Consider the following 18,450-nt stretch of genomic DNA (forward strand, 5'->3'; position numbering starts at 1 on the left):
GGAGCCCCCCTGACTCAACCTCCGCTCCCTTCTTACTGGAAATGCCAAACGCTCAGGACGACCGGGTATCCCTGCAGGCGTAAACCCAGTTGGCAATCTTCCAGTGCCTGGCCACCGAGAACTTCAAACACCGGAAAGTCAGGGACGGTGTAATGCAACCCGCTGAGGGCCCGACCATGCAAGCTGCACGATAAGCCGACGCATAAAACATACTCAACTAACTGATTAATAAGAAAATTAACTAATCGTCCATGTTGGTACAGCTGATGCAATATCCCACTGGACGAGGCGCGCATGTCGACGCGCCCGAGCGCTATCCGTGAGGTTTCAACATGAATGCCATTGACCTTCTCAAGGCTGACCATGAACGCGTCAAAGCACTGCTGACTCAACTGAGCGAATCCACCGAGCGTGGCGTCAAGAAGCGCACCGAATTGCTGGCCAAACTGGAGATGGAAATCAGCCTGCACACCAAGCTGGAGGAGGAGATTCTGTACCCAGCCTTCCGCAAAGCCGGTGGCAAGGAACAGGACATCATGTACCACGAAGCCAAGGAAGAGCACCGCACAGTCGATGCCCTGGTATTGCCCGACCTGAAACAGACCGAGCCTTCCACCACTGAGTTTTCCGGCCGCGTCAAAGTGGTCAAGGAGCTGCTGGAGCACCATATCGAAGAAGAGGAAACCGAGATGTTCCCTCAAGCGAAGAAGCTGTTGGGCAAAGCTGTCCTCGAGGAGCTAGGCGCCGAAATGGAAGCCATGAAAGCCGCCTACAAAAAGTCGATGCAGACTAAACCCCTCGCAGCCTGAGCACTGTGGCCCCTGACGGCTCGTCCGCGGCGGCGGGCTCCGGGGTAACGCCCCAATCGCCATGTTCGTACCAGTCATCACCGATCATCTCGGCCGGGTGCATGGTACGGTCGGCACCGTTGCCGCAGGCCAGGTCGGTGGCGGCGCAATAGCGGTCGCACCCCCAGCAGATGCGCTCGGGGTGCTTGGGGTGCAGTGGAAAAGGCTTGGCCATGACGAGGTTCCCTACCGGCGAACGATAGGTCCAACCTACGCCGATCACAGGTGCCTGGCCTTGACCGATATCAAGCCTGGCCAACATGAAATATCATCGAAACTTGACAAGAATCATTATTATTTACCCCTGACCTTCCTAGACTCGGGCTCTCTCCCCTCACCCGTCAGGAAGCCTCCATGCGTATCCCTTCTGCACTGCCCCTCATCCTGCTGTTGTCCACTTCTGCGGCGTTCGCCAAGGAATATCCCATCGGCGAACCGCAACACTGCCCAGGGCTGGAAATCGGCGCGGTGTACCTGCAACCCATCGAGATGGCCCCCGCCGGCATGATGCGCGCCACCACCGATTCCGACGTGCACCTGGAGGCCGATGTACGCGCCACGGCGGACAACGCCCAAGGCTTCCAGGAAGGCAGTTTCGTGCCCTACCTGAACCTGTCGTTCTCCCTGAAAAAACAAGGCAGCGAGACGCCGATCAACGGCGACTTCCACGCCATGGTCGCCAATGACGGGCCGCACTATGGCGACAACGTCAAGCTGCAAGGCCCTGGCAAATACACCCTCACCTTCAGCGTATTGCCGCCCACCGGCCACCACTCCCTGGGCCGCCACACCGACAAGGAAACCGGCGTCGCGCCCTGGTTCGAACGCTGCGAAGTGCATTACGAATTTGTCTACGCCGGTATCGGCAAAAAAGGCGGCTACTGATGCGCCGCGCCCTGCTGCTGGGCAGCATGCTGCTGAGCGGCACAGCCCTGGCGGCGCCGTTGCCCACGTATGAACTGAGCCTGCAAGACGGCCATTTCGACCCGCCGCAATTGGTGGTCAAGGCCGATGAGCGCTTCAAGATCGTGCTCAACAACATCGGCCAAGGCCCGGCCGAATTCGAAAGCACGCCGTTGCGGGTGGAGAAGGTGCTGTCCCCTGGCGTGACCACTTTTGTGGTCATCCATCCGCTCAAGCCGGGGTTGTACCCGTTCTTCGACGAATTCAACCCACAGTTGCCCGAAGGCAGCATCCTCGCGCAATAGGAGCCGTTGATGAATCAATCGATGTTTATCGTCTGGCGTGAAAGCGTCGAGGCGTTGTTGGTGATCGGCATTCTTCAGGTGTGGATCAGCCGCCAGGCCGAACACTCACGCCTGGCGCGTTTCCTGTGGGCCGGGGTGTTGCTCGGGCTGCTGTGCTCCGCCGGGTTGGCCGGCTTGATGCTGTGGGCCGGCGAAGCCATGAGCGGCTCCCAGGGTGAATGGGCACAAGCGGCGCTGACGTTACTGGCCAGCGGCTTGATGGTGCAGATGGTGTTCTGGATGCATCGCCACGGCGCCACGCTCAAACACAGCCTGGTGCGCGAAGCCGATCAGCGCCTGGCCCGCCAGGGTGGTTGGGGGGTGCTGTTGTTAGCGCTGTTGGCAGTCAGCCGTGAAGGCAGTGAAACCGTGGTGTTTTTGTATGGCGCCGGGGCGCGCCTTAACGGTCCGGCACTGAGCCTGTTCGCCATCGGCGGCCTGTTGGGCCTGGTACTGGCGGGCCTGACGGTGGTGGTGCTGCGGGGCAGTCGACGCTTTATCTCCTGGTCGCTGTTTTTTGCCCTCAGCGAAGCACTGCTGTTGCTATTGGGTGGGGCCTTGCTGGTGGCCGCCGTGGACCGTATCAGCGGACAACTGCTGGGCATGGACCTGCCCGAATGGGTGTATGGCGCCTTCGGTGAAAGCCGCTGGGACAGCAGCGCCCTGCTCAGCGACAGCCACGGCCTGGGGTCGTTGCTGGCCGATTTTGCCGGCTACCGTGCCGCGCCGAGCCTGGTCACCGTGCTGGTGCTGCTCGGCTATTGGCTGTGGGTCGGCAACGGCCTGCGTCGCTCGCGGCCAGCGGCATGACCTGGCTGCAGCGCCTGGGCGATGGCATGCGGCGCCATGGGCGGTTAATCCGTACCGTGCAATGGCTGGTGGTGCTGGTTTACGCCGTGCTGTTGGTGTTGCCGGCGCTGCTGCCCTTGCCGAGCAGCCAGGCGCGCCTGGTGAACAACCTGACACTGCTCGCGCAATTTATCTTCTGGGGCCTCTGGTGGCCGTTCGTGTTGCTGTCGATGGTGCTGTTCGGGCGCCTGTGGTGCGGGGTGCTTTGCCCAGAAGGTTCGTTGAGCGAATGGGCCAGCCAACACGGGCGCGGCCTGGGCATTCCGCGCTGGGTGCGCTGGGGCGGCTGGCCGACGCTGGGCTTTTGCCTGACGACCCTGTATGGCCAGTTGATCAGTGTGTATGACTACGCCCAGGCCGCCTTGCTGATCCTCGGCGGCTCGACCCTGGCGGCCATGGTCGTCGGCCTGTTGTTCGTGCGCGGTAAACGCGTGTGGTGCCGTTACCTGTGCCCGGTCAGCGGCGTCTTCGCCCTGCTCGCCCGCCTGGCGCCGGTGCATTTCGCGGTGGATGAGCAACGCTGGAAGGCCAACACCGCACCGCGCCTGCCGCTGCCCAACTGCGCGCCGCTGCTGGATATCCGCCGCTTGCAAGGGGCCAGCGAGTGCCATGCCTGTGGCCGTTGCAGCGGACAACGCGGGGCCGTGCAATTGATCGCCCGGTCGTCCAATACGGAGATCCTTCAGGCACCTCGCCAACCCGGCTCGGCATGGGATGCGCGCCTGTTGTTGTTTGGCGTGATCGGCCTGGCAATGGGGGCGTTTCAATGGACGGTCAGCCCATGGTTTATCGCGCTCAAGCAAACCCTGGCGACGTGGCTGGTGAGTCATGACTGGCTGTGGCCCCTGCAAGACACTGCGCCCTGGTGGCTGCTCACTCACTACCCGCAACTCAATGACAGCTTCAGCTGGCTCGATGGCCTGTGCATCGTGCTGTACCTGTGTGGCAGCGCACTGTTGTTCGGTGGTGGCTGCTGGCTGCTGCTGCGCCTGGCCGCCTGGGTGGCGGGGGATCGCGCACTGTTTCGGCCCTTGGCGCTGACACTGACGCCCCTCGGTGGTGCGGGGTTGTTCCTGGGGTTGTCGGCGACCACGGTGAAGTTGCTGCGTTATGAGGGGTTGGGGTTGGGTTGGGTGCAGTCGGCGCGGGCGGTGTTGCTGGTTGGGGCGGTTGGGTGGTGCTTGTGGTTGGGGTGGCGGCAGCTTCGGGGGGTTGGGGGGGTGTTACGTGGGGGGGCTTGGTTTTTTGTGGTGTTGAGTAATGGGTTGGTGGGGGTTGGGTGGTGGTTGCAGTTTTGGGGGTGGGGTTGATTGGGGGGCGGGTCTGGGTCCGTGTACATATCCGTTGCTGCGGTAACGGCGGCTGGCGGGTTGGGGTACATATCCGTTGCTGCGGGAATGGCGGCTAGCGGGTTGGTGTACATATCCGTTGCTGCGGTAACGGCTACTGGCGTTTCCGCCCTTACGGCGGGTCACTTTTGGAAAAGAGCCCCAAAAGTAACCAAAAGGGCTCTTGCCCCACCACTCGGCACCTCGCTTAGGCTCGGTGTGCCCGAACGCAGGCTTGAATCCGTGGGCCGCCGTCATGGGCCATCCCTGGCCCAGGACGGCTAACCCGGCGTCCTGCCGGGTTACCCACGGATTCAAGCCTGCGTTCGGCCAGCGTGGTTTAACGGGGCGCCTAAGATCAAGATCAAAAGCCAGAGCAAAAGCAGAGCAAAAGCAGAGCAAAACCAGGCCAAGGTCTACCTGACCTATGGAGATCTCTGACTTATGGAGATCCAAATGTGGGAGGGGCGGTGCGACGATTCGACTTGCCCCCGATGGCGCCGGGTCAGTGAACAAATAAGTGACTGACACGCCCTCATCGGGGGCAAGCCCCCTCCCACATTTTTTACCGAGTACACCAGACCCGACACCGGTCGGCTCTATGGCTGCCGCGCTTTGGCTTTTGATCTAAGCCACCCCGTTAAACCTTGAACCGCGCCACGGTCTGATGCAGCGCTCCGGCCATCCCTGCCAGGTCATGCCCCGCGGTTTCCGTATGCAAGGCCCCCTGCAATACCTGCTGCGACAAATTCCGAATCCCCACCAGGTTCCGATCCACTTCTCGCGCCACCAGGGCCTGTTCTTCAGTGGCGCTGGCAATCATCAAGTTGCGCTCGTTGATCTGCGAAATCGACCGGGTAATCTCCGCCAACGCCTCTCCCGACCGCTGGGCCACACCCAAGGTTGCCTGTACCCGCTCGCTGCTGCTGTGCATGGCGGCCACGGCGTGTTCGGTGTCCTGGCGGATATTGCCAATCATCTGTTCGATCTCCTGGGTCGAAGACTGGGTGCGATGGGCCAGTGCGCGCACTTCATCGGCCACCACCGCAAACCCGCGTCCGGCATCGCCGGCCCGGGCGGCTTCGATAGCGGCGTTCAGCGCCAGCAAATTGGTCTGGTCGGCAATGCTGCGGATCACTTCCAGCACACCGCTGATGTCTTGCACGCGGCCCGCCAGTTGCTGGATACGCTCCGAGGTCTCCACCACGCCGGTGGCCAGGGTGTTGATCGAGGCCACGGTTTCCTGCACCTGGGCCTGCCCGCGCTGGGCGGTCTGCTCCGACAGGTGCGAGGCTTCGCTGGTGCTCACGGCATTGCGCGCCACTTCGTCGACGGCGGCGGTCATTTCATTGACCGCCGTGGCAGCCTGTTCGATTTCCTGGCCCTGCAGCTGCAAGCTGCTGCTGGTCTGGCTACTGACCGCGCTCAACTCTTCCGACGAGCTGGCCACGCCGTCCACCGACACGGCGATGTGCCGGACCATCTGGTTCAGACTCTGCTGCATCAGGTGCAGGTTGCGCATCACGCTGCCGTCGGCACTGTTGCCCAGCGGTACCTCGATGGTCAGATCACCATTGGCGATATGCTTGAGCACCCGTGCCACCTCGTCCGGCTCGCCGCCCAATGGCCGGGTGACGCTACGGGTGACGATCACGGCGGCGGCCACCACCAGGGTCAGGCACAGCAGGAACAGCCCGATCATCGTGCGACGCGCGTCGTCATACAGGGTTTGCGCCGCCTGCTCACGCTCGGTGAACAGCCGGCCTTGCATGGCCATCAACGCATCGAGGCTCTTGAACACGTCCAGCTCGGCCGGCATCACCTGCTGTTTGAGCTGGGCCAGGCCCTGTTCGCGGGCACCCTGCTTGATCAGCGCCTGCACCTGGGTGAAGGCCGCCACGTAGGCTTCGCGATGGGATTTCAAGGTGGCATAGGCGGCCTTGCCTTCGGCGGTATCGAACAGCGGCTCCAGGGTTGCGAAGGCCTGGGTAATGCGCTCGCGCGTCGTGCCGATAGAGGCCTGCGCCTGTTGGTTATCCTGGTCGATCAGCAGGTCACGGGTGTTGCGGCCGTTGTCACGCACGCCGGTGGCAATCACCATGATCGGCGCGATGCGAGGCCAGTCCTGTTGTACGATTTGTTCGGATTGCTGCTTGAGCGTTGCCAGGTCGTGCAAGGCATAAAACACCAGACCGACCAGGGCCAACGGCGCGATCGCGAAGCCGATGACAATGCGTTGCGCCGTGGTTAACTGCTTCATTCCATTATTCCTTGATGAAAGCCTGCCCAAAACGGACAGCATCTTTAAAAATCCTGACGGGGGTGATCGGTCACCCTCGCAATACAAATGCCGGGAACAACTCCCGCAAACGGCCCCACAACTCTGGCAACGCCATCTGTACGGAGACACTGGGCAGTTGCGCATCGAGCATCGTCGCCGTGCGCACCATCTGCACGGCAAAGCGCTTGACACCATTGGCTTGCAAACGCTGGGCCAGCAGCAGCAACCGGGGTGGGTCAATCAGGTGCCAATGCACCGTGGTGCGGCATTCATAATCCACGCCACTGGCCAGCAAGGTGTCCAGGCTGCGCCAGTTGGCGGCACCGCTGCCCTTGACCTGGGTGATCAATTGGCAGTCCTCGGCCAGGGCCTTCACATCGAAGCCCACCCAGTCGGCATGGCGCAACGCATTGGCGAAGCCCGCCGGCTTGATCCCGGCACTGTGCAGGCCGACCCGAAAGCCCATCGCGCGCACTTCATCCATGGCCGCCGGCAAGCCTTCCTGCAAGGTCGGTTCACCGCCGCTGAACACCACCGCGTCCAACAGGTCCTGGCGCCGCTGCAAAAACAACAACACCCGGCGCCAATCGATCTCGGCGCTACCGCGCGGTGCGATCAGGTCCGGGTTGTGGCAGTAACGACAGCGCCAGGCACAGCCCTGGCAAAACAGCACACAGGCGAGCATGCCGGGGTAGTCGAGGGTGGTCAGGGGCACCATGCCCCCGACCCGTAGCGCTCGACTCATTGGCGCCCGGCCAGGGCGGCCGTTTCAGTGAAGTGCACACGCTCTTTGTGCTCGGACTGTTTGCCAGGGTTGAACGCCGACACCGGCCGGTGGTAACCCATCACTCGGGTCCAGACTTCGCAGCGCTGACGTTGTGGCTGGGATGCTTGCATGGTGGAGCTCCTTGCGAGTTGATAAATCGGTTCAAGAACGGGCCGCGAGCGCGAGGACTTCATCGCACTTGGGGCAGAACTCATGTTCGCCGGCGAGGTAGCCGTGGACCGGGCAGATCGAAAAGGTCGGGGTCACCGTCAAGTACGGCAGGCGGAAACGCCCCAAGGCTTTGCGCACCAGTTGCTTGCACGCCTGGGCCGAGGAAATCTGCTCGGCCATGTACAGGTGCAACACGGTGCCGCCGGTGTATTTGCATTGCAGTTCGTCTTGCAGCTCCAGGGCTTCGAAAGGGTCTTCGGTAAAGCCAACCGGCAACTGCGACGAGTTGGTGTAGTACGGTGCGTCCACGCTGCCGGCTTGCAGAATGTCCGGGTAGCGCTTGCGGTCTTCCTTGGCGAAACGGTAGGTGGTGCCTTCGGCCGGCGTGGCTTCGAGGTTGTAGAGGTGGCCGGTCTCTTCCTGGAAGCGCAGCAAGGTGGCGCGCACGTGGTCGAGCAACTTGAGCGCGAACGCACGGCCTTCAGCGGTGTGCATACCCTGCTCGTCCCCGGTGAAGTTGCGCAGCATCTCGTGCATGCCATTGAGGCCGATGGTGGAGAAGTGATTGCGCAAGGTGCCCAGGTAGCGCTTGGTATAGGGGTACAGCCCGGCATCCATATGGTGCTGGATCACCTTGCGCTTGACCTCCAGGCTTTCCATCGCCATGTCCATCAGGCTGTCCAGGCGTTGCAGCAAGCCAGAGGTGTCGCCCTTGAACAGGTAACCCAGGCGCGCGCAGTTGATCGTCACCACGCCCAGGCTGCCGGTCTGCTCCGCCGAACCGAACAACCCACCGCCGCGTTTGAGCAGCTCGCGCACGTCCAGTTGCAGGCGGCAGCACATCGAGCGCACCTGGTTGGGCTGCATATCAGAATTGAGGAAATTCTGGAAATACGGCAGGCCATAGCGCGCAGTCATCTCGAACAGACGGTCGGCGTTCTCGCTGTCCCAGGGGAAATCGTGGGTGATGTTGTAGGTGGGGATCGGGAAGGTGAACACCCGGCCCTTGGCATCGCCGGCCTGCATCACTTCGATGTAGGCCCGGTTGATCAGCTCCATTTCCGTTTGCAGATCGCCATAGGCGAACGGCATTTCCTCACCGCCGATCACCGGCACCTGCTCACGCAAATCTTCCGGGCATACCCAGTCGAAGGTCAGGTTGGTAAACGGCGTCTGGGTGCCCCAGCGCGACGGCACGTTGAGGTTGTAGATGAACTCCTGCACCGCCTGGCGCACTTCGGGGTAGCTCAGTTGGTCCTTGCGCACATAGGGCGCCAGGTACGTATCGAATGAACTGAACGCCTGGGCGCCGGCCCATTCGTTTTGCAGGGTGCCGAGGAAATTGACCATCTGCCCCAGGGCGCTGCTCAAGTGCTTGGGCGGCCCGGCTTCGACACGCCCCGGCACGCCGTTGAGGCCCTCGTGCAGCAGCGAGCGCAACGACCAGCCGGCACAATAGCCGGCGAGCATGTCCAGGTCATGGATATGCAGGTCCGCCTCACGGTGGGCGCGGCCGATCTGCTGGCTGTAGACCTCGTCCAGCCAATAGTTGGCGGTGACCTTGCCCGACACGTTCAACACCAGCCCACCGAGGGAATAGCCTTGGTTGGCATTGGCCTGCACGCGCCAGTCTTCACGGTCGAGGTATTCGTTCATCGAGGTGGCGACTTCCACCAGGGTCTTGCGGTCGCGGCGCAGGCGGCCGTGTTGTTCGCGATAGACGATATAGGCGCGCATCGACAGGAAGTAGCCGGCGTCCATCAGCACGCGTTCGACGCTGTCCTGGATCTGTTCGACATCCAGCTGTTCGATACCCCTCAGGCGGGCCAGGACGGCGCCCAATAACAGGTCGACATCGGCGGCTTGGTACTCGCCGGTAGCGGTGCCGGCGGCGATCAGCGCCTGACGGATTTTTTCGGCATCGAAGGGGACCAGGCTGCCGTCGCGTTTGTGTAGGCGGGTGCTGACCAGCGGGGTGAGCGTGTTTTGCATTTCCGGGCTCCAGACACTACATATAGATGTTTTTAGGTTTTAATACACAAGATGCAGTGAGGTTACGGAGAATGGGGTGGGTTTCCCTTGATCGGGGTCAAGGTTTTTTGATTGGGGAGGCATATCCGTTTTTGTGGGAGGGGGCTTGCCCCCGATGGCGGTGGGTCAGCCATAGATGCATCCACTGACACTCCCTCATCGGGGGGCAAGCCCCCTCCCACATTTTTTACCGAGTACACCAGACCCGACACCGGTCGGCTCTATGGCCGCCGCGCTTTGGCTTTTGATCTCAAATCAGCCTCCACTCATATTCATAAACCGCACCACCTGCACCTCCCCTGCCCCCGTGAAATCATGGCGCAGCGGCTTGCCTTTCAACCCCTTGTGCAACGCCGCGATCAACGGCCCGTCATCCAGCGGATAGCGCCGCAGCAAAGCGCGAAAATCCAGCGCATCCTCCTGCCCCAGACACAACAGCAACTGCCCCTCCACCGTCATCCGTACCCGATTACAACTCCCACAAAAATTATGCGAATTAGGCGAAATAAACCCCACCCGGGTGCCCGGATGCCCCGCCAACCGCACATACCGCGCGGGGCCTCCGCTGTTCTCGGTGCTATCAATCAACCCATGCTCACGGGCAATCACCGTTCGCACTTCATCACTGGAGCAGAACGTCTCGCCCCGCGAGCGCCCCACATCCCCCAGGGGCATTTCCTCGATAAAACTGATGTCGATGCCCTGGTCGATGGCGAACTGCACCAGCGCCGGCACCTCGTCGAAGTTGCGTCCCTTCATCACCACGCAATTGAGCTTGACCCGTTCGAACCCCGCTTGGCTGGCCGCCTTGATCCCCGCGAGCACCTGCTGCAAGTCGCCATTGCGGGTAATCGCACGAAACCGCGCGTCATCCAGACTGTCGAGGCTGATGTTCATGCGCTTGACCCCCGCCTCCACCAACGGCTGTGCGAGTCGCGCCAGCTGCGAGCCGTTGCTGGTCATCACCAGTTCGCGCAAGCCCGGCAGTGCCGCGATGTTGCGGCACAGCCCGACAATGCCCGGGCGGATCAACGGCTCGCCGCCGGTGAGGCGGATCTTGCGCACGCCTTGGCGGACAAACAGCGCCGCCAGGCGTTCCAGCTCTTCCAGGGTCAACACCTGCTGGCGCGGCAGGAACGTCATGGTTTTGGCCATGCAATACACACAGCGAAAATCACAGCGGTCGGTCACCGACAAGCGCAGGTAATCGATCGAACGGCCCACCCCATCCACCAGGCTCATGTCACTGCACCAACGGCGAGTCGGCGCCCTGCAGCGCGATGCCGCGGATGTCCGCCGCGCCGATCAGGGTTTGCAGGTACTGCACCAATGCCTTCTGCCACACGCCCTGCTGCAACTGGGTGCGGATCGCGACCGCCACCGCTTCATACGGCAGCGGCTGGCCTTCGATACGTTGGTCGACACTGATCACATGCCAGCCATAACGACTCTCCAGCGGTTTGCCGGCCAGGCCCGGGGCCAGGGTGAACAGCTGGCGCTCCAGTTCGGGCACGGTTTGCCCCTTGCTCACCTGGCCCAACGAACCACCCTGGGCCTTGGACGGGCACGCCGAATACTTGAGGGCCAGCTCGGCAAATTGGCCAGGCTGCTCTTCCAGGGTCAGCAACAGGATTTCCGCCTGGGTGTGCGCCAGGTGGCGTGCGTCGGCATCGTCCGGCGCGCATTCAAGCAGAATGTGCCGCACCGCCAGCAGCGGCGCGCTGTGAAAGCGCCCGCGGTTGTTCTCGAAGTAGCGCACACAGGTGGCCTCGTCACACTCAGGCACCTTGACCTCACGCTCCAGCAACAGGCGCGTGGCCGCTTCTTCTTCGTTCTCGCCGGCGGCGATCTCCACCGCCAGGCCCAGCTCGGCGATCCGCTGCTGCAACAGCTCGCGGATCACCAGTGCGCGGGCGGCCAGGTACACCGCTTCCTCGCGACTTTCAGCCGGGTGATATTGCAATTCCAGGGCCATGGCCTCGGGCGTGACTGGCACGCCGTTGACGCTGACGATCGGCCATTCCTGTTCACTGCTGGCGATCAATTCCGGCGCCTTGAGCTCCTCGAACGAAGCCTGGGCCGCCACCTCGGCAATCACCGGTTCCTTGACCGACGAGCCGCAACCACCGCTGCCGCCATTCCCGCCACCACATCCGCATCCTGTAGTCATGACGTTCTCCTCAATACTTCTGCCGCACGATTTGATAACGACGCCCCAGGTACCAGATCGGCGCGCTGACCATGTGCACCAAGCGGGTAAACGGGAACAGCACGAACAGGGTCAAGCCCAACGCCACATGCGCCTTGTAGATCAGGCTGACCGGCTCGATCGAAGCCGCCGCGTCCATCGGCCGCAACAGCACCACGTTCTGCGCCCAGTCGGCGAGCATCACCATCACCGAACCGTCCATATGCCCGGTGGAGGCGACAATGGTCAGCAAGCCGAGCACCAACTGCGCGAGCAACACCAGCAGGATCAGGATGTCCGACGGGCTTGACGTGGCCCGTACACGCGGGTCACCTAGGCGACGCTTGACCAGCATCAGCAGGCCCACCAGGCACAGCAGGCCGAAGAAGCCACCGGAGACCATCGCCAGCAACTGCTTTTGCTCGGTGCTGATCACATGGTGATAGACCGACGCCGGGGTCAACAGGCCGACAAAATGCCCGGCCAGCACGAACAGCACGCCAATGTGGAAGAAGTTGCTCGCCACGCGCATGCCACGGTTGTTGAGCATCTGGCTGGAGCCGGCCTTCCAGGTGTACTGCGACAGGTCGAACCGCGCCCAGCTGCCCAACAGGCAGATCGCCAGGGCGACATAGGGATAGATCCCGAATACCAGCAAATTCCACTTAGACATTACCCACCTCCCCGGCCGGCACTGCGGCCCGCCCTTCTTGCTGAAAATCCACCCAGTGCAACGGCACCGCGCTTTCTTCGCGGGCCTTGCCTGGTGCGCTGGGCATCGAACTGCAACGGTCCTGCTGCTCGGCCTGCATGAAGTCCACCGCTTCCTCTTCCCAGATTTTGTCCAGGGCTTCGAGGGAGTCGTCACGCGGTTCGGCGGCGACCTGGGCACGCAGCTCGGCCACGGCCTGGTGCGGCTCGGCGCCGGCAATCTGCAACAGCGCACGGAAGCAACTGGCATAGCCGCTCTCGCGCTCTTCCAGCCGCGCGGCGAGCAAGGCCAACAGGTGCGCCACATCCGCCAGGCCCTCGCGGGCCTCGATGTCTTCACGGGTGGAGAGGAACTCCAGGTACAACGGGATGTAGTCCGGCAGCTCCTTGACACCGATGGCAAACCCGGCCTCTTCGTACTGGGCCATCATGTCGACCATGGCCTGGCCGCGGTCGCGGGACTCGCCATGCACGTGCTCGAACAACAGCAACGACAGCGAACGCCCCCGGCCAAACAGCGCACCGTAGTGTTCCTGACCGTCCATCAAGTCATTGGCGCAGATCAGCTCCAGCAACTCGAACAATGCGCCGCGCTGCTTGGGGCTGATTTCCCGCGATTCGATGATCGCCTGTTCCAGTTCGTCGCGGCCGTTCACCAGGGTGTCGGTGGGGTAGTCCAGCAGCAACGAAATCACTTTAAGAATGCGCATGCTCAGTCCTCCCAGATTTGTACGGTTTTCAGCACGTCGCGGCGGTTGGCCTTCTTGGCGCCGAACATGTTGGTGTCGGAGCTGCCGCTGCAACCGCTGCCAAAGCTGAAACCACAGCCGGAGCGCTCGGCGAACGCATCGCTCATGGCGTCTTCACGGTGCGCACTCGGCACCACAAAGCGGTCTTCGTAGTTGGCGATCGCCAGGTAGCGGTACATCTCTTCCACCTGTTCCACGCTCAGGCCGACGTCTTCGAGCACTTGCAGGTCCTGCACGCCGTCGACTTGCTGGGAGCGTTTGTAGGCACGCATCGCCAACAGGCGCTTGAGCGCACGCTTGACCGGCTTCTCGTCGCCCGCGGTGAGCAGGTTGGCCAGGTAACGCAGCGGAATGCGCAGGCTGTCGACATCCGGGATCACCCCGTTCATGCCCACGGTGCCAGCCGCCGCGGCGTTCTGGATCGGCGACAGCGGCGGCACGTACCAGACCATCGGCAAGGTGCGGTATTCCGGGTGCAGCGGCAGCGCGAGTTTCCAATCAACGGCCATTTTGTACACCGGCGAACGCTGCGCCGAGTCGATCACCGACTGTGGCACGCCATCGGCCAGGGCCTGGCGAATCACCGCCGGGTCATTCGGGTCGAGGAAGATTTCCAGCTGTTTCTCGTAGAGGTCCTGCTCATTGGCCGTGCTCGCCACTTCGCTGATGCGGTCGGCGTCGTACAACAGCACGCCGAGGTAGCGAATCCGCCCCACACAGGTTTCGGCGCACACAGTCGGCATACCGGCTTCGATACGCGGGTAGCAGAAGATGCACTTCTCGGACTTGCCGCTCTTCCAGTTGAAGTAGATCTTCTTGTACGGGCAGCCGCTGATGCACATGCGCCAGCCCCGGCACTTTTCCTGGTCGATCAGCACGATGCCGTCTTCTTCACGCTTGTAGATCGCGCCACTCGGGCACGATGCCGCGCACGCCGGGTTGAGGCAGTGCTCGCACAGGCGCGGCAGGTACATCATGAAAGTGTTTTCGTACTCGCCATAAATGTCGGCCTGGATCTGGTCGAAGTTCTTGTCCTTGCGGCGCTTGGCGAATTCGGTGCCGAGGATTTCCTCCCAGTTGGGGCCCCACTCGATCTTTTCCATACGCTTGCCAGACACCAGCGAACGTGGGCGTGCGGTCGGCTGGTGCTCACCCAACGGTGCGGTGTGCAGGTGCTGATAATCGAAGTCGAACGGTTCGTAGTAGTCGTCCAGGCTCGGCAGGTCGGGGTTGGCGAAGATGTTCGCCAACACGCGGAACTTGCCGCCGATGCGTGGGTTGATCGAGCCGTTGGCGTGGCGAATCCAGCCGCCCTTCCACTTGTCCTGGTTTTCCCACTCTTTCGGGTAGCCGATACCGGGTTTGGATTCGACGTTGTTGAACCAGGCGTATTCCATGCCTTCACGGCTGGTCCACACGTTTTTGCAGGTGATGGAACAGGTGTGGCAACCGATGCATTTGTCCAGGTTGAGGACCATGCCGATCTGTGAGCGAATCTTCATCTCAGTTCTCCTCGATATCAGTCGGCAATGGGCGCGGCAGGTCATTGCCGGTGGAGCCATCGAGCCAGTCGACCTTGGCCATCTTGCGCACCACGACAAACTCGTCGCGGTTGCAACCGACCGTGCCGTAATAGTTGAAACCGTAGGCCTGCTGGGCATAGCCGCCGATCATGTGCGTCGGCTTGAGCACCACGCGGGTCACCGAGTTGTGGTGGCCGCCACGGGTCTTGGTGGTTTCCGAACCGGGCACGTTCACGATGCGTTCCTGGGCGTGGTACATCATCACCATGCCTTCCTTCACGCGCTGGCTGACCACCGCACGGGCAGTCAAGGCGCCGTTGACGTTGAAGCATTCGATCCAGTCGTTGTCTTCGATGCCGGCGCGCTTGGCGTCGATTTCCGAGAGCCACACGATCGGGCCGCCACGACTCAGGGTGAGCATCAGCAGGTTGTCGCTGTAGGTGCTGTGGATGCCCCACTTCTGGTGCGGGGTGATCCAGTTCAGCACGATCTCGGTCTCGCCGTTGCTGCGCTTGCCCTTCACCCCTTCGATGGTGCGGGTGTTGACCGGTGGCCGGTAGCTCATCAACTGCTCGCCGAACGCCTGCATCCACGGGTGATCCTGGTAGAACTGCTGGCGGCCGGTGATGGTGCGCCATGGGATGTTTTCATGCACGTTGGTGTAGCCGGCGTTATAGCTCACGTGCTCGTCTTCCAGGCCCGACCAGGTCGGGCTGGAGATGATCTTGCGTGGCTGCGCCTGGATGTCGCGGAAGCGAATCGCTTCGTGGGCCTTGGAGATCGCCAGGTGGCTGTGGTCGATGCCGGTGAACTCCGACAGCGCGGCCCAGGCTTTCACGGCGACCTTGCCGTTGGTTTCCGGGGCCAGGGACAGGATCACCTCGGCCGCGTCGATGGCGGTGTCGATCTTCGGCCGACCGTGGCTGATGCCCGCGTCGTTTTCGTGGTGGTTGAGTTCACCGAGGAACTCGACTTCCTCGTCGGTGTTCCAGTTGATGCCCTTGCCGCCGTTGCCGAGTTTTTCCAGCATCGGGCCCAGGGACGAGAACTGCTTGTAGATGTTCGGGTAGTCGCGTTCCACCACCGCCATGTTCGGCGCGTTCTTGCCCGGCACCGGCGCCACACCGGCGCTTTTCCAGTCGGTGCCGCCAAATGGCTGGGCCAGTTCGCCGACGCTGTCGTGCATCAACGGTACGGTGACCAGGTCTTGTTCCACGCCCAGGTGGCCGACCGACATGGCCGAGAACGCCTTGGCGATGCCCTTGTAGATTTCCCAGTCGGAGCGCGACTCCCACGCCGGGTCGATGGCGGCCGACAACGGATGGATGAACGGGTGCATGTCCGAGGTGTTCATGTCGTCTTTTTCGTACCAGGTGGCGGTCGGCAAGACGATGTCGGAATACACGCAGGTGGAGGACATGCGGAAGTCCAGGGTGGTCACCAGGTCGAGCTTGCCGATGGCGCCGTCTTCGACCCATTCGGCCTCGGTGGGCTTGCATTCGGTGCTGTGGCCGATGTCTTCGTTCATCACGCCGTTCTTGGTGCCCAGCAGGTACTTGAGCATGTACTCATGGCCCTTGCCCGACGAGCCGAGCAGGTTGGAGCGCCAGATAAACATGTTGCGCGGGAAGTTCACCGGGCTGTCCGGCTGTTCGCAGGCAAAGCGCAGGCTGCCGTCCTGCCAGGATTGGACCACGTAGTCTTTCGGCGTCATGCCGGCGGCAGCCGCCTCACGGCAGATGTGCAGCGGGTTGGTGTTGAGCTGCGGCGCACTCGGCAACCAGCCGGCGCGTTCGGCGCGGATGTTGTAGTCCAGGGCGTGTTCCGGGAACTGCGATTTATCGGCCAGAGGCGAGAGCACATCGTGCATGCTCATCTTCTCGTGGCGCCATTGCGAGCTGTGGCCGTAGAAGAAGCTGGTGCCGTTCATCTGGCGTGGCGGGCGGTTCCAGTCCAGGCCGAAGGCCAGGGGCAGCCAACCGCATTGCGGGCGCAGTTTTTCCTGGCCTACGTAGTGGGCCCAGCCGCCGCCGGTCTGGCCGACGCAACCGCAGAGCATGAGCATGTTGATCAGCCCGCGGTAGTTCATGTCCATGTGGTACCAGTGGTTCATCGCCGCGCCGACGATGATCATCGAGCGCCCCTTGGTCTTGTCGGCGTTGTCGGCGAACTCACGGGCGATCTGGATGGCTTTCTCGCGGCTGACGCCGGTGATCGCTTCCTGCCACGCCGGGGTGCCCGGCACGCTGGCGTCGTCGTAGTCCTTGGCCACGTTCTGGCCGCCCAGGCCACGGTCGATGGCCAGGTTGGCGGCGGACAAGTCGAACACCGTCGCCACTTTGGCCACGCTGCCGTCGGCCAGGGTCACGCTGTGCACCGGCACGCGGCGGAACTGCACGGCATCGCCGGCCACGTGCTGGAAGTGTTCGTGGGCTTCGCCGGCAAAATACGGGAACGCCACTTCGGCGACGTCGTCACCGATCAGGCTGAGTTTCAGGTCGATGGCGCGGCCTTCACCGCCTTCCTTCGCGAGGATGTTCCACTTGCCCTTCTCGCCCCAGCGGTAGCCGATGGAACCTTGTGGCGAGACCAGTTCGCCGCTTTCGTCGAGGGCGATGGTTTTCCATTCCGGATTGTTGTCCTGGCCGAGGTTGCCGGTCAGGTCCGAGGCCCGCAGGAAGCGGTCAGGCTGGAAGCCGGCGCCGGGGGCAAAACCGGTCATCGGCTTGAGCATCACCAGCACCGGCAAGTCGGTGAAGCGCTTGGCGTAGTCGGTGAAGTAGGCGCTCGGTTTGTCCAGGTGAAATTCCTTGAAGATCACATGGTTGAAGGCCTGGGCCAACGCGGCGTCGGTGCCCTGCTTGGGGTTGAGCCACAGGTCGGTGAGCTTGGCCACTTCCGAATAGTCGGGGGTGATGGCCACGGTCTTGGTGCCCTTGTAACGCACCTCGGTGAAGAAGTGCGCATCCGGGGTACGGGTCTGCGGGACGTTGGAACCCCAGGCGATGATGTAGTTGGAGTTGTACCAATCGGCCGATTCCGGCACGTCGGTCTGCTCGCCCCAGACCATCGGCGAGGCCGGTGGCAAGTCGCAGTACCAGTCGTAGAAGCTCAGGCACACGCCGCCGATCAGCGACAGGTAACGCGAACCCGCCGCGTAGCTGACCATGGACATGGCCGGGATCGGCGAGAAACCGACGATGCGGTCCGGGCCGTATTGCTTGATGGTGTAGACGTTGGAGGCAGCGATGATCTCGTTGACCTCCTCCCAGTTCGAGCGAATGAAACCGCCCATGCCGCGCTTGCTCTTGTACGAGTCGGCCTTGACCTTGTCCTCGACAATGCTCGCCCACGCCTCGACCGGTGGCAGGGTCAGGCGCGCTTCACGCCATAGCTTGAGCAACGGCTTGCGGATCTTCGGGTACTTGAGGCGGTTGGCGCTGTAGATGTACCAGCTGTAGCTGGCACCCCGAGGGCAGCCGCGCGGCTCATGGTTGGGCAAGTCGTTGCGGGTGCGCGGGTAGTCGGTCTGCTGGGTTTCCCAGGTGATCAGGCCGTTCTTCACGTAGATCTTCCACGAGCAGGAGCCGGTGCAGTTCACGCCGTGGGTGGAGCGTACGATCTTGTCGTACTGCCAGCGCGAGCGATAGACGTTCTCCCAGTCGCGGGACTCCTTGCGGGTCTCGCCGTGACCCTCGGAGAATTCGTTTTGCTTACGGTTGAAGAACCGCAGTTGATCCAGCAAGTGACTCATGATG

General features: G+C 62.4%; 16 protein-coding genes. 5 read left to right on the forward strand and 11 right to left on the reverse strand.

All coding sequences use genetic code 11. From position 1 onward, the window contains the following. Window positions 1-332 precede the first annotated feature (332 nt). A complete protein-coding gene (locus P2T68_RS21640) occupies window positions 333-809 on the forward strand; it encodes a hemerythrin domain-containing protein (protein ID WP_024075046.1) in 477 nt (158 codons plus the stop codon). On the opposite strand, the gene P2T68_RS21645 is transcribed toward P2T68_RS21640, so the two are convergent. Next, window positions 790-1,023 (reverse strand): DUF3079 domain-containing protein, encoded by a 234-nt coding sequence (locus P2T68_RS21645; RefSeq protein WP_041161182.1) that lies wholly within the window; start codon window positions 1,021-1,023, stop codon window positions 790-792. The two genes, P2T68_RS21640 and P2T68_RS21645, sit on opposite strands and share 20 nt — an antisense overlap. Window positions 1,024-1,202: 179 nt before the next feature. Between P2T68_RS21645 and P2T68_RS21650 the strand changes: the two genes are divergently transcribed. Genes P2T68_RS21650 through P2T68_RS21665 form a run of 4 tightly spaced genes read left to right on the forward strand, consistent with a single transcriptional unit; the run spans window position 1,203 to window position 4,254 of the window. Then, window positions 1,203-1,733 carry an iron transporter gene (locus P2T68_RS21650; protein ID WP_024075044.1) on the forward strand — a complete coding sequence of 177 codons (531 nt, stop codon included), beginning with the start codon at window positions 1,203-1,205 and terminating at the stop codon, window positions 1,731-1,733. Further along, window positions 1,733-2,056 carry a cupredoxin domain-containing protein gene (locus P2T68_RS21655; RefSeq protein WP_277378256.1) on the forward strand — a complete coding sequence of 108 codons (324 nt, stop codon included), beginning with the start codon at window positions 1,733-1,735 and terminating at the stop codon, window positions 2,054-2,056. Before P2T68_RS21650 ends, P2T68_RS21655 begins: the two co-directional genes overlap by 1 nt. A gap of 9 nt (window positions 2,057-2,065) precedes the next feature. Continuing rightward, window positions 2,066-2,905, forward strand: coding sequence for an FTR1 family protein (locus P2T68_RS21660; RefSeq protein WP_193690552.1), 840 nt, complete (start codon window positions 2,066-2,068; stop codon window positions 2,903-2,905). Next, window positions 2,902-4,254, forward strand: coding sequence for a 4Fe-4S binding protein (locus P2T68_RS21665; protein WP_277378257.1), 1,353 nt, complete (start codon window positions 2,902-2,904; stop codon window positions 4,252-4,254). Before P2T68_RS21660 ends, P2T68_RS21665 begins: the two co-directional genes overlap by 4 nt. A gap of 658 nt (window positions 4,255-4,912) precedes the next feature. Here the strand turns inward: P2T68_RS21665 and P2T68_RS21670 are convergent. From P2T68_RS21670 to P2T68_RS21715, 10 genes are all read right to left on the reverse strand, one after another. Beyond that, window positions 4,913-6,532, reverse strand: coding sequence for a methyl-accepting chemotaxis protein (locus tag P2T68_RS21670; RefSeq protein WP_277378258.1), 1,620 nt, complete (start codon window positions 6,530-6,532; stop codon window positions 4,913-4,915). Window positions 6,533-6,602: 70 nt separating this feature from the next. Beyond that, window positions 6,603-7,298, reverse strand: coding sequence for an anaerobic ribonucleoside-triphosphate reductase activating protein (locus P2T68_RS21675; RefSeq protein ID WP_024075038.1), 696 nt, complete (start codon window positions 7,296-7,298; stop codon window positions 6,603-6,605). Then, complete coding sequence (nrdD, locus tag P2T68_RS21680; RefSeq protein ID WP_024075037.1) at window positions 7,295-7,450, reverse strand: anaerobic ribonucleoside-triphosphate reductase; 156 nt, start codon at window positions 7,448-7,450, stop codon at window positions 7,295-7,297. Before nrdD ends, P2T68_RS21675 begins: the two co-directional genes overlap by 4 nt. 31 nt (window positions 7,451-7,481) lie before the next feature. Next, window positions 7,482-9,482 (reverse strand): ribonucleoside triphosphate reductase, encoded by a 2,001-nt coding sequence (locus tag P2T68_RS21685; protein ID WP_024075036.1) that lies wholly within the window; start codon window positions 9,480-9,482, stop codon window positions 7,482-7,484. 294 nt (window positions 9,483-9,776) lie between these two features. Further along, complete coding sequence (gene moaA, locus P2T68_RS21690; RefSeq protein WP_277378259.1) at window positions 9,777-10,763, reverse strand: GTP 3',8-cyclase MoaA; 987 nt, start codon at window positions 10,761-10,763, stop codon at window positions 9,777-9,779. A gap of 1 nt (window position 10,764) precedes the next feature. After that, the gene (locus P2T68_RS21695; RefSeq protein WP_150293730.1) at window positions 10,765-11,691 is read right to left on the reverse strand and encodes a peptidylprolyl isomerase; all 927 of its coding nucleotides are present in this window, start codon (window positions 11,689-11,691) and stop codon (window positions 10,765-10,767) included. 10 nt (window positions 11,692-11,701) lie between these two features. Beyond that, window positions 11,702-12,382 (reverse strand): respiratory nitrate reductase subunit gamma, encoded by a 681-nt coding sequence (narI, locus tag P2T68_RS21700; RefSeq protein WP_277378260.1) that lies wholly within the window; start codon window positions 12,380-12,382, stop codon window positions 11,702-11,704. Next, complete coding sequence (gene narJ, locus P2T68_RS21705; RefSeq protein WP_150293726.1) at window positions 12,375-13,130, reverse strand: nitrate reductase molybdenum cofactor assembly chaperone; 756 nt, start codon at window positions 13,128-13,130, stop codon at window positions 12,375-12,377. The genes narI and narJ overlap by 8 nt, the downstream gene beginning before the upstream one ends. A 2-nt stretch (window positions 13,131-13,132) precedes the next feature. Further along, window positions 13,133-14,671, reverse strand: coding sequence for a nitrate reductase subunit beta (narH, locus tag P2T68_RS21710; RefSeq protein WP_277378261.1), 1,539 nt, complete (start codon window positions 14,669-14,671; stop codon window positions 13,133-13,135). Window position 14,672: 1 nt separating this feature from the next. Beyond that, window positions 14,673-18,446, reverse strand: coding sequence for a nitrate reductase subunit alpha (locus P2T68_RS21715; protein WP_024075030.1), 3,774 nt, complete (start codon window positions 18,444-18,446; stop codon window positions 14,673-14,675). Window positions 18,447-18,450 lie beyond the last annotated feature (4 nt).

The organism is Pseudomonas sp. G11 (assembly GCF_029457515.1).
GTDB classification, from domain to species: domain Bacteria; phylum Pseudomonadota; class Gammaproteobacteria; order Pseudomonadales; family Pseudomonadaceae; genus Aquipseudomonas; species Aquipseudomonas gorinensis.

Coding starts and splice junctions, on each gene's coding strand:
- P2T68_RS21640 (WP_024075046.1), top strand. CDS start 333: ATGAATGCCATTGACCTTCTCAAGGCTGACCATGAACGCGTCAAAGCA.
- P2T68_RS21645 (WP_041161182.1), bottom strand. CDS start 1,023: ATGGCCAAGCCTTTTCCACTGCACCCCAAGCACCCCGAGCGCATCTGC.
- P2T68_RS21650 (WP_024075044.1), top strand. CDS start 1,203: ATGCGTATCCCTTCTGCACTGCCCCTCATCCTGCTGTTGTCCACTTCT.
- P2T68_RS21655 (WP_277378256.1), top strand. CDS start 1,733: ATGCGCCGCGCCCTGCTGCTGGGCAGCATGCTGCTGAGCGGCACAGCC.
- P2T68_RS21660 (WP_193690552.1), top strand. CDS start 2,066: ATGAATCAATCGATGTTTATCGTCTGGCGTGAAAGCGTCGAGGCGTTG.
- P2T68_RS21665 (WP_277378257.1), top strand. CDS start 2,902: ATGACCTGGCTGCAGCGCCTGGGCGATGGCATGCGGCGCCATGGGCGG.
- P2T68_RS21670 (WP_277378258.1), bottom strand. CDS start 6,532: ATGAAGCAGTTAACCACGGCGCAACGCATTGTCATCGGCTTCGCGATC.
- P2T68_RS21675 (WP_024075038.1), bottom strand. CDS start 7,298: ATGAGTCGAGCGCTACGGGTCGGGGGCATGGTGCCCCTGACCACCCTC.
- nrdD (WP_024075037.1), bottom strand. CDS start 7,450: ATGCAAGCATCCCAGCCACAACGTCAGCGCTGCGAAGTCTGGACCCGA.
- P2T68_RS21685 (WP_024075036.1), bottom strand. CDS start 9,482: ATGCAAAACACGCTCACCCCGCTGGTCAGCACCCGCCTACACAAACGC.
- moaA (WP_277378259.1), bottom strand. CDS start 10,763: ATGAGCCTGGTGGATGGGGTGGGCCGTTCGATCGATTACCTGCGCTTG.
- P2T68_RS21695 (WP_150293730.1), bottom strand. CDS start 11,691: ATGACTACAGGATGCGGATGTGGTGGCGGGAATGGCGGCAGCGGTGGT.
- narI (WP_277378260.1), bottom strand. CDS start 12,382: ATGTCTAAGTGGAATTTGCTGGTATTCGGGATCTATCCCTATGTCGCC.
- narJ (WP_150293726.1), bottom strand. CDS start 13,130: ATGCGCATTCTTAAAGTGATTTCGTTGCTGCTGGACTACCCCACCGAC.
- narH (WP_277378261.1), bottom strand. CDS start 14,671: ATGAAGATTCGCTCACAGATCGGCATGGTCCTCAACCTGGACAAATGC.
- P2T68_RS21715 (WP_024075030.1), bottom strand. CDS start 18,446: ATGAGTCACTTGCTGGATCAACTGCGGTTCTTCAACCGTAAGCAAAAC.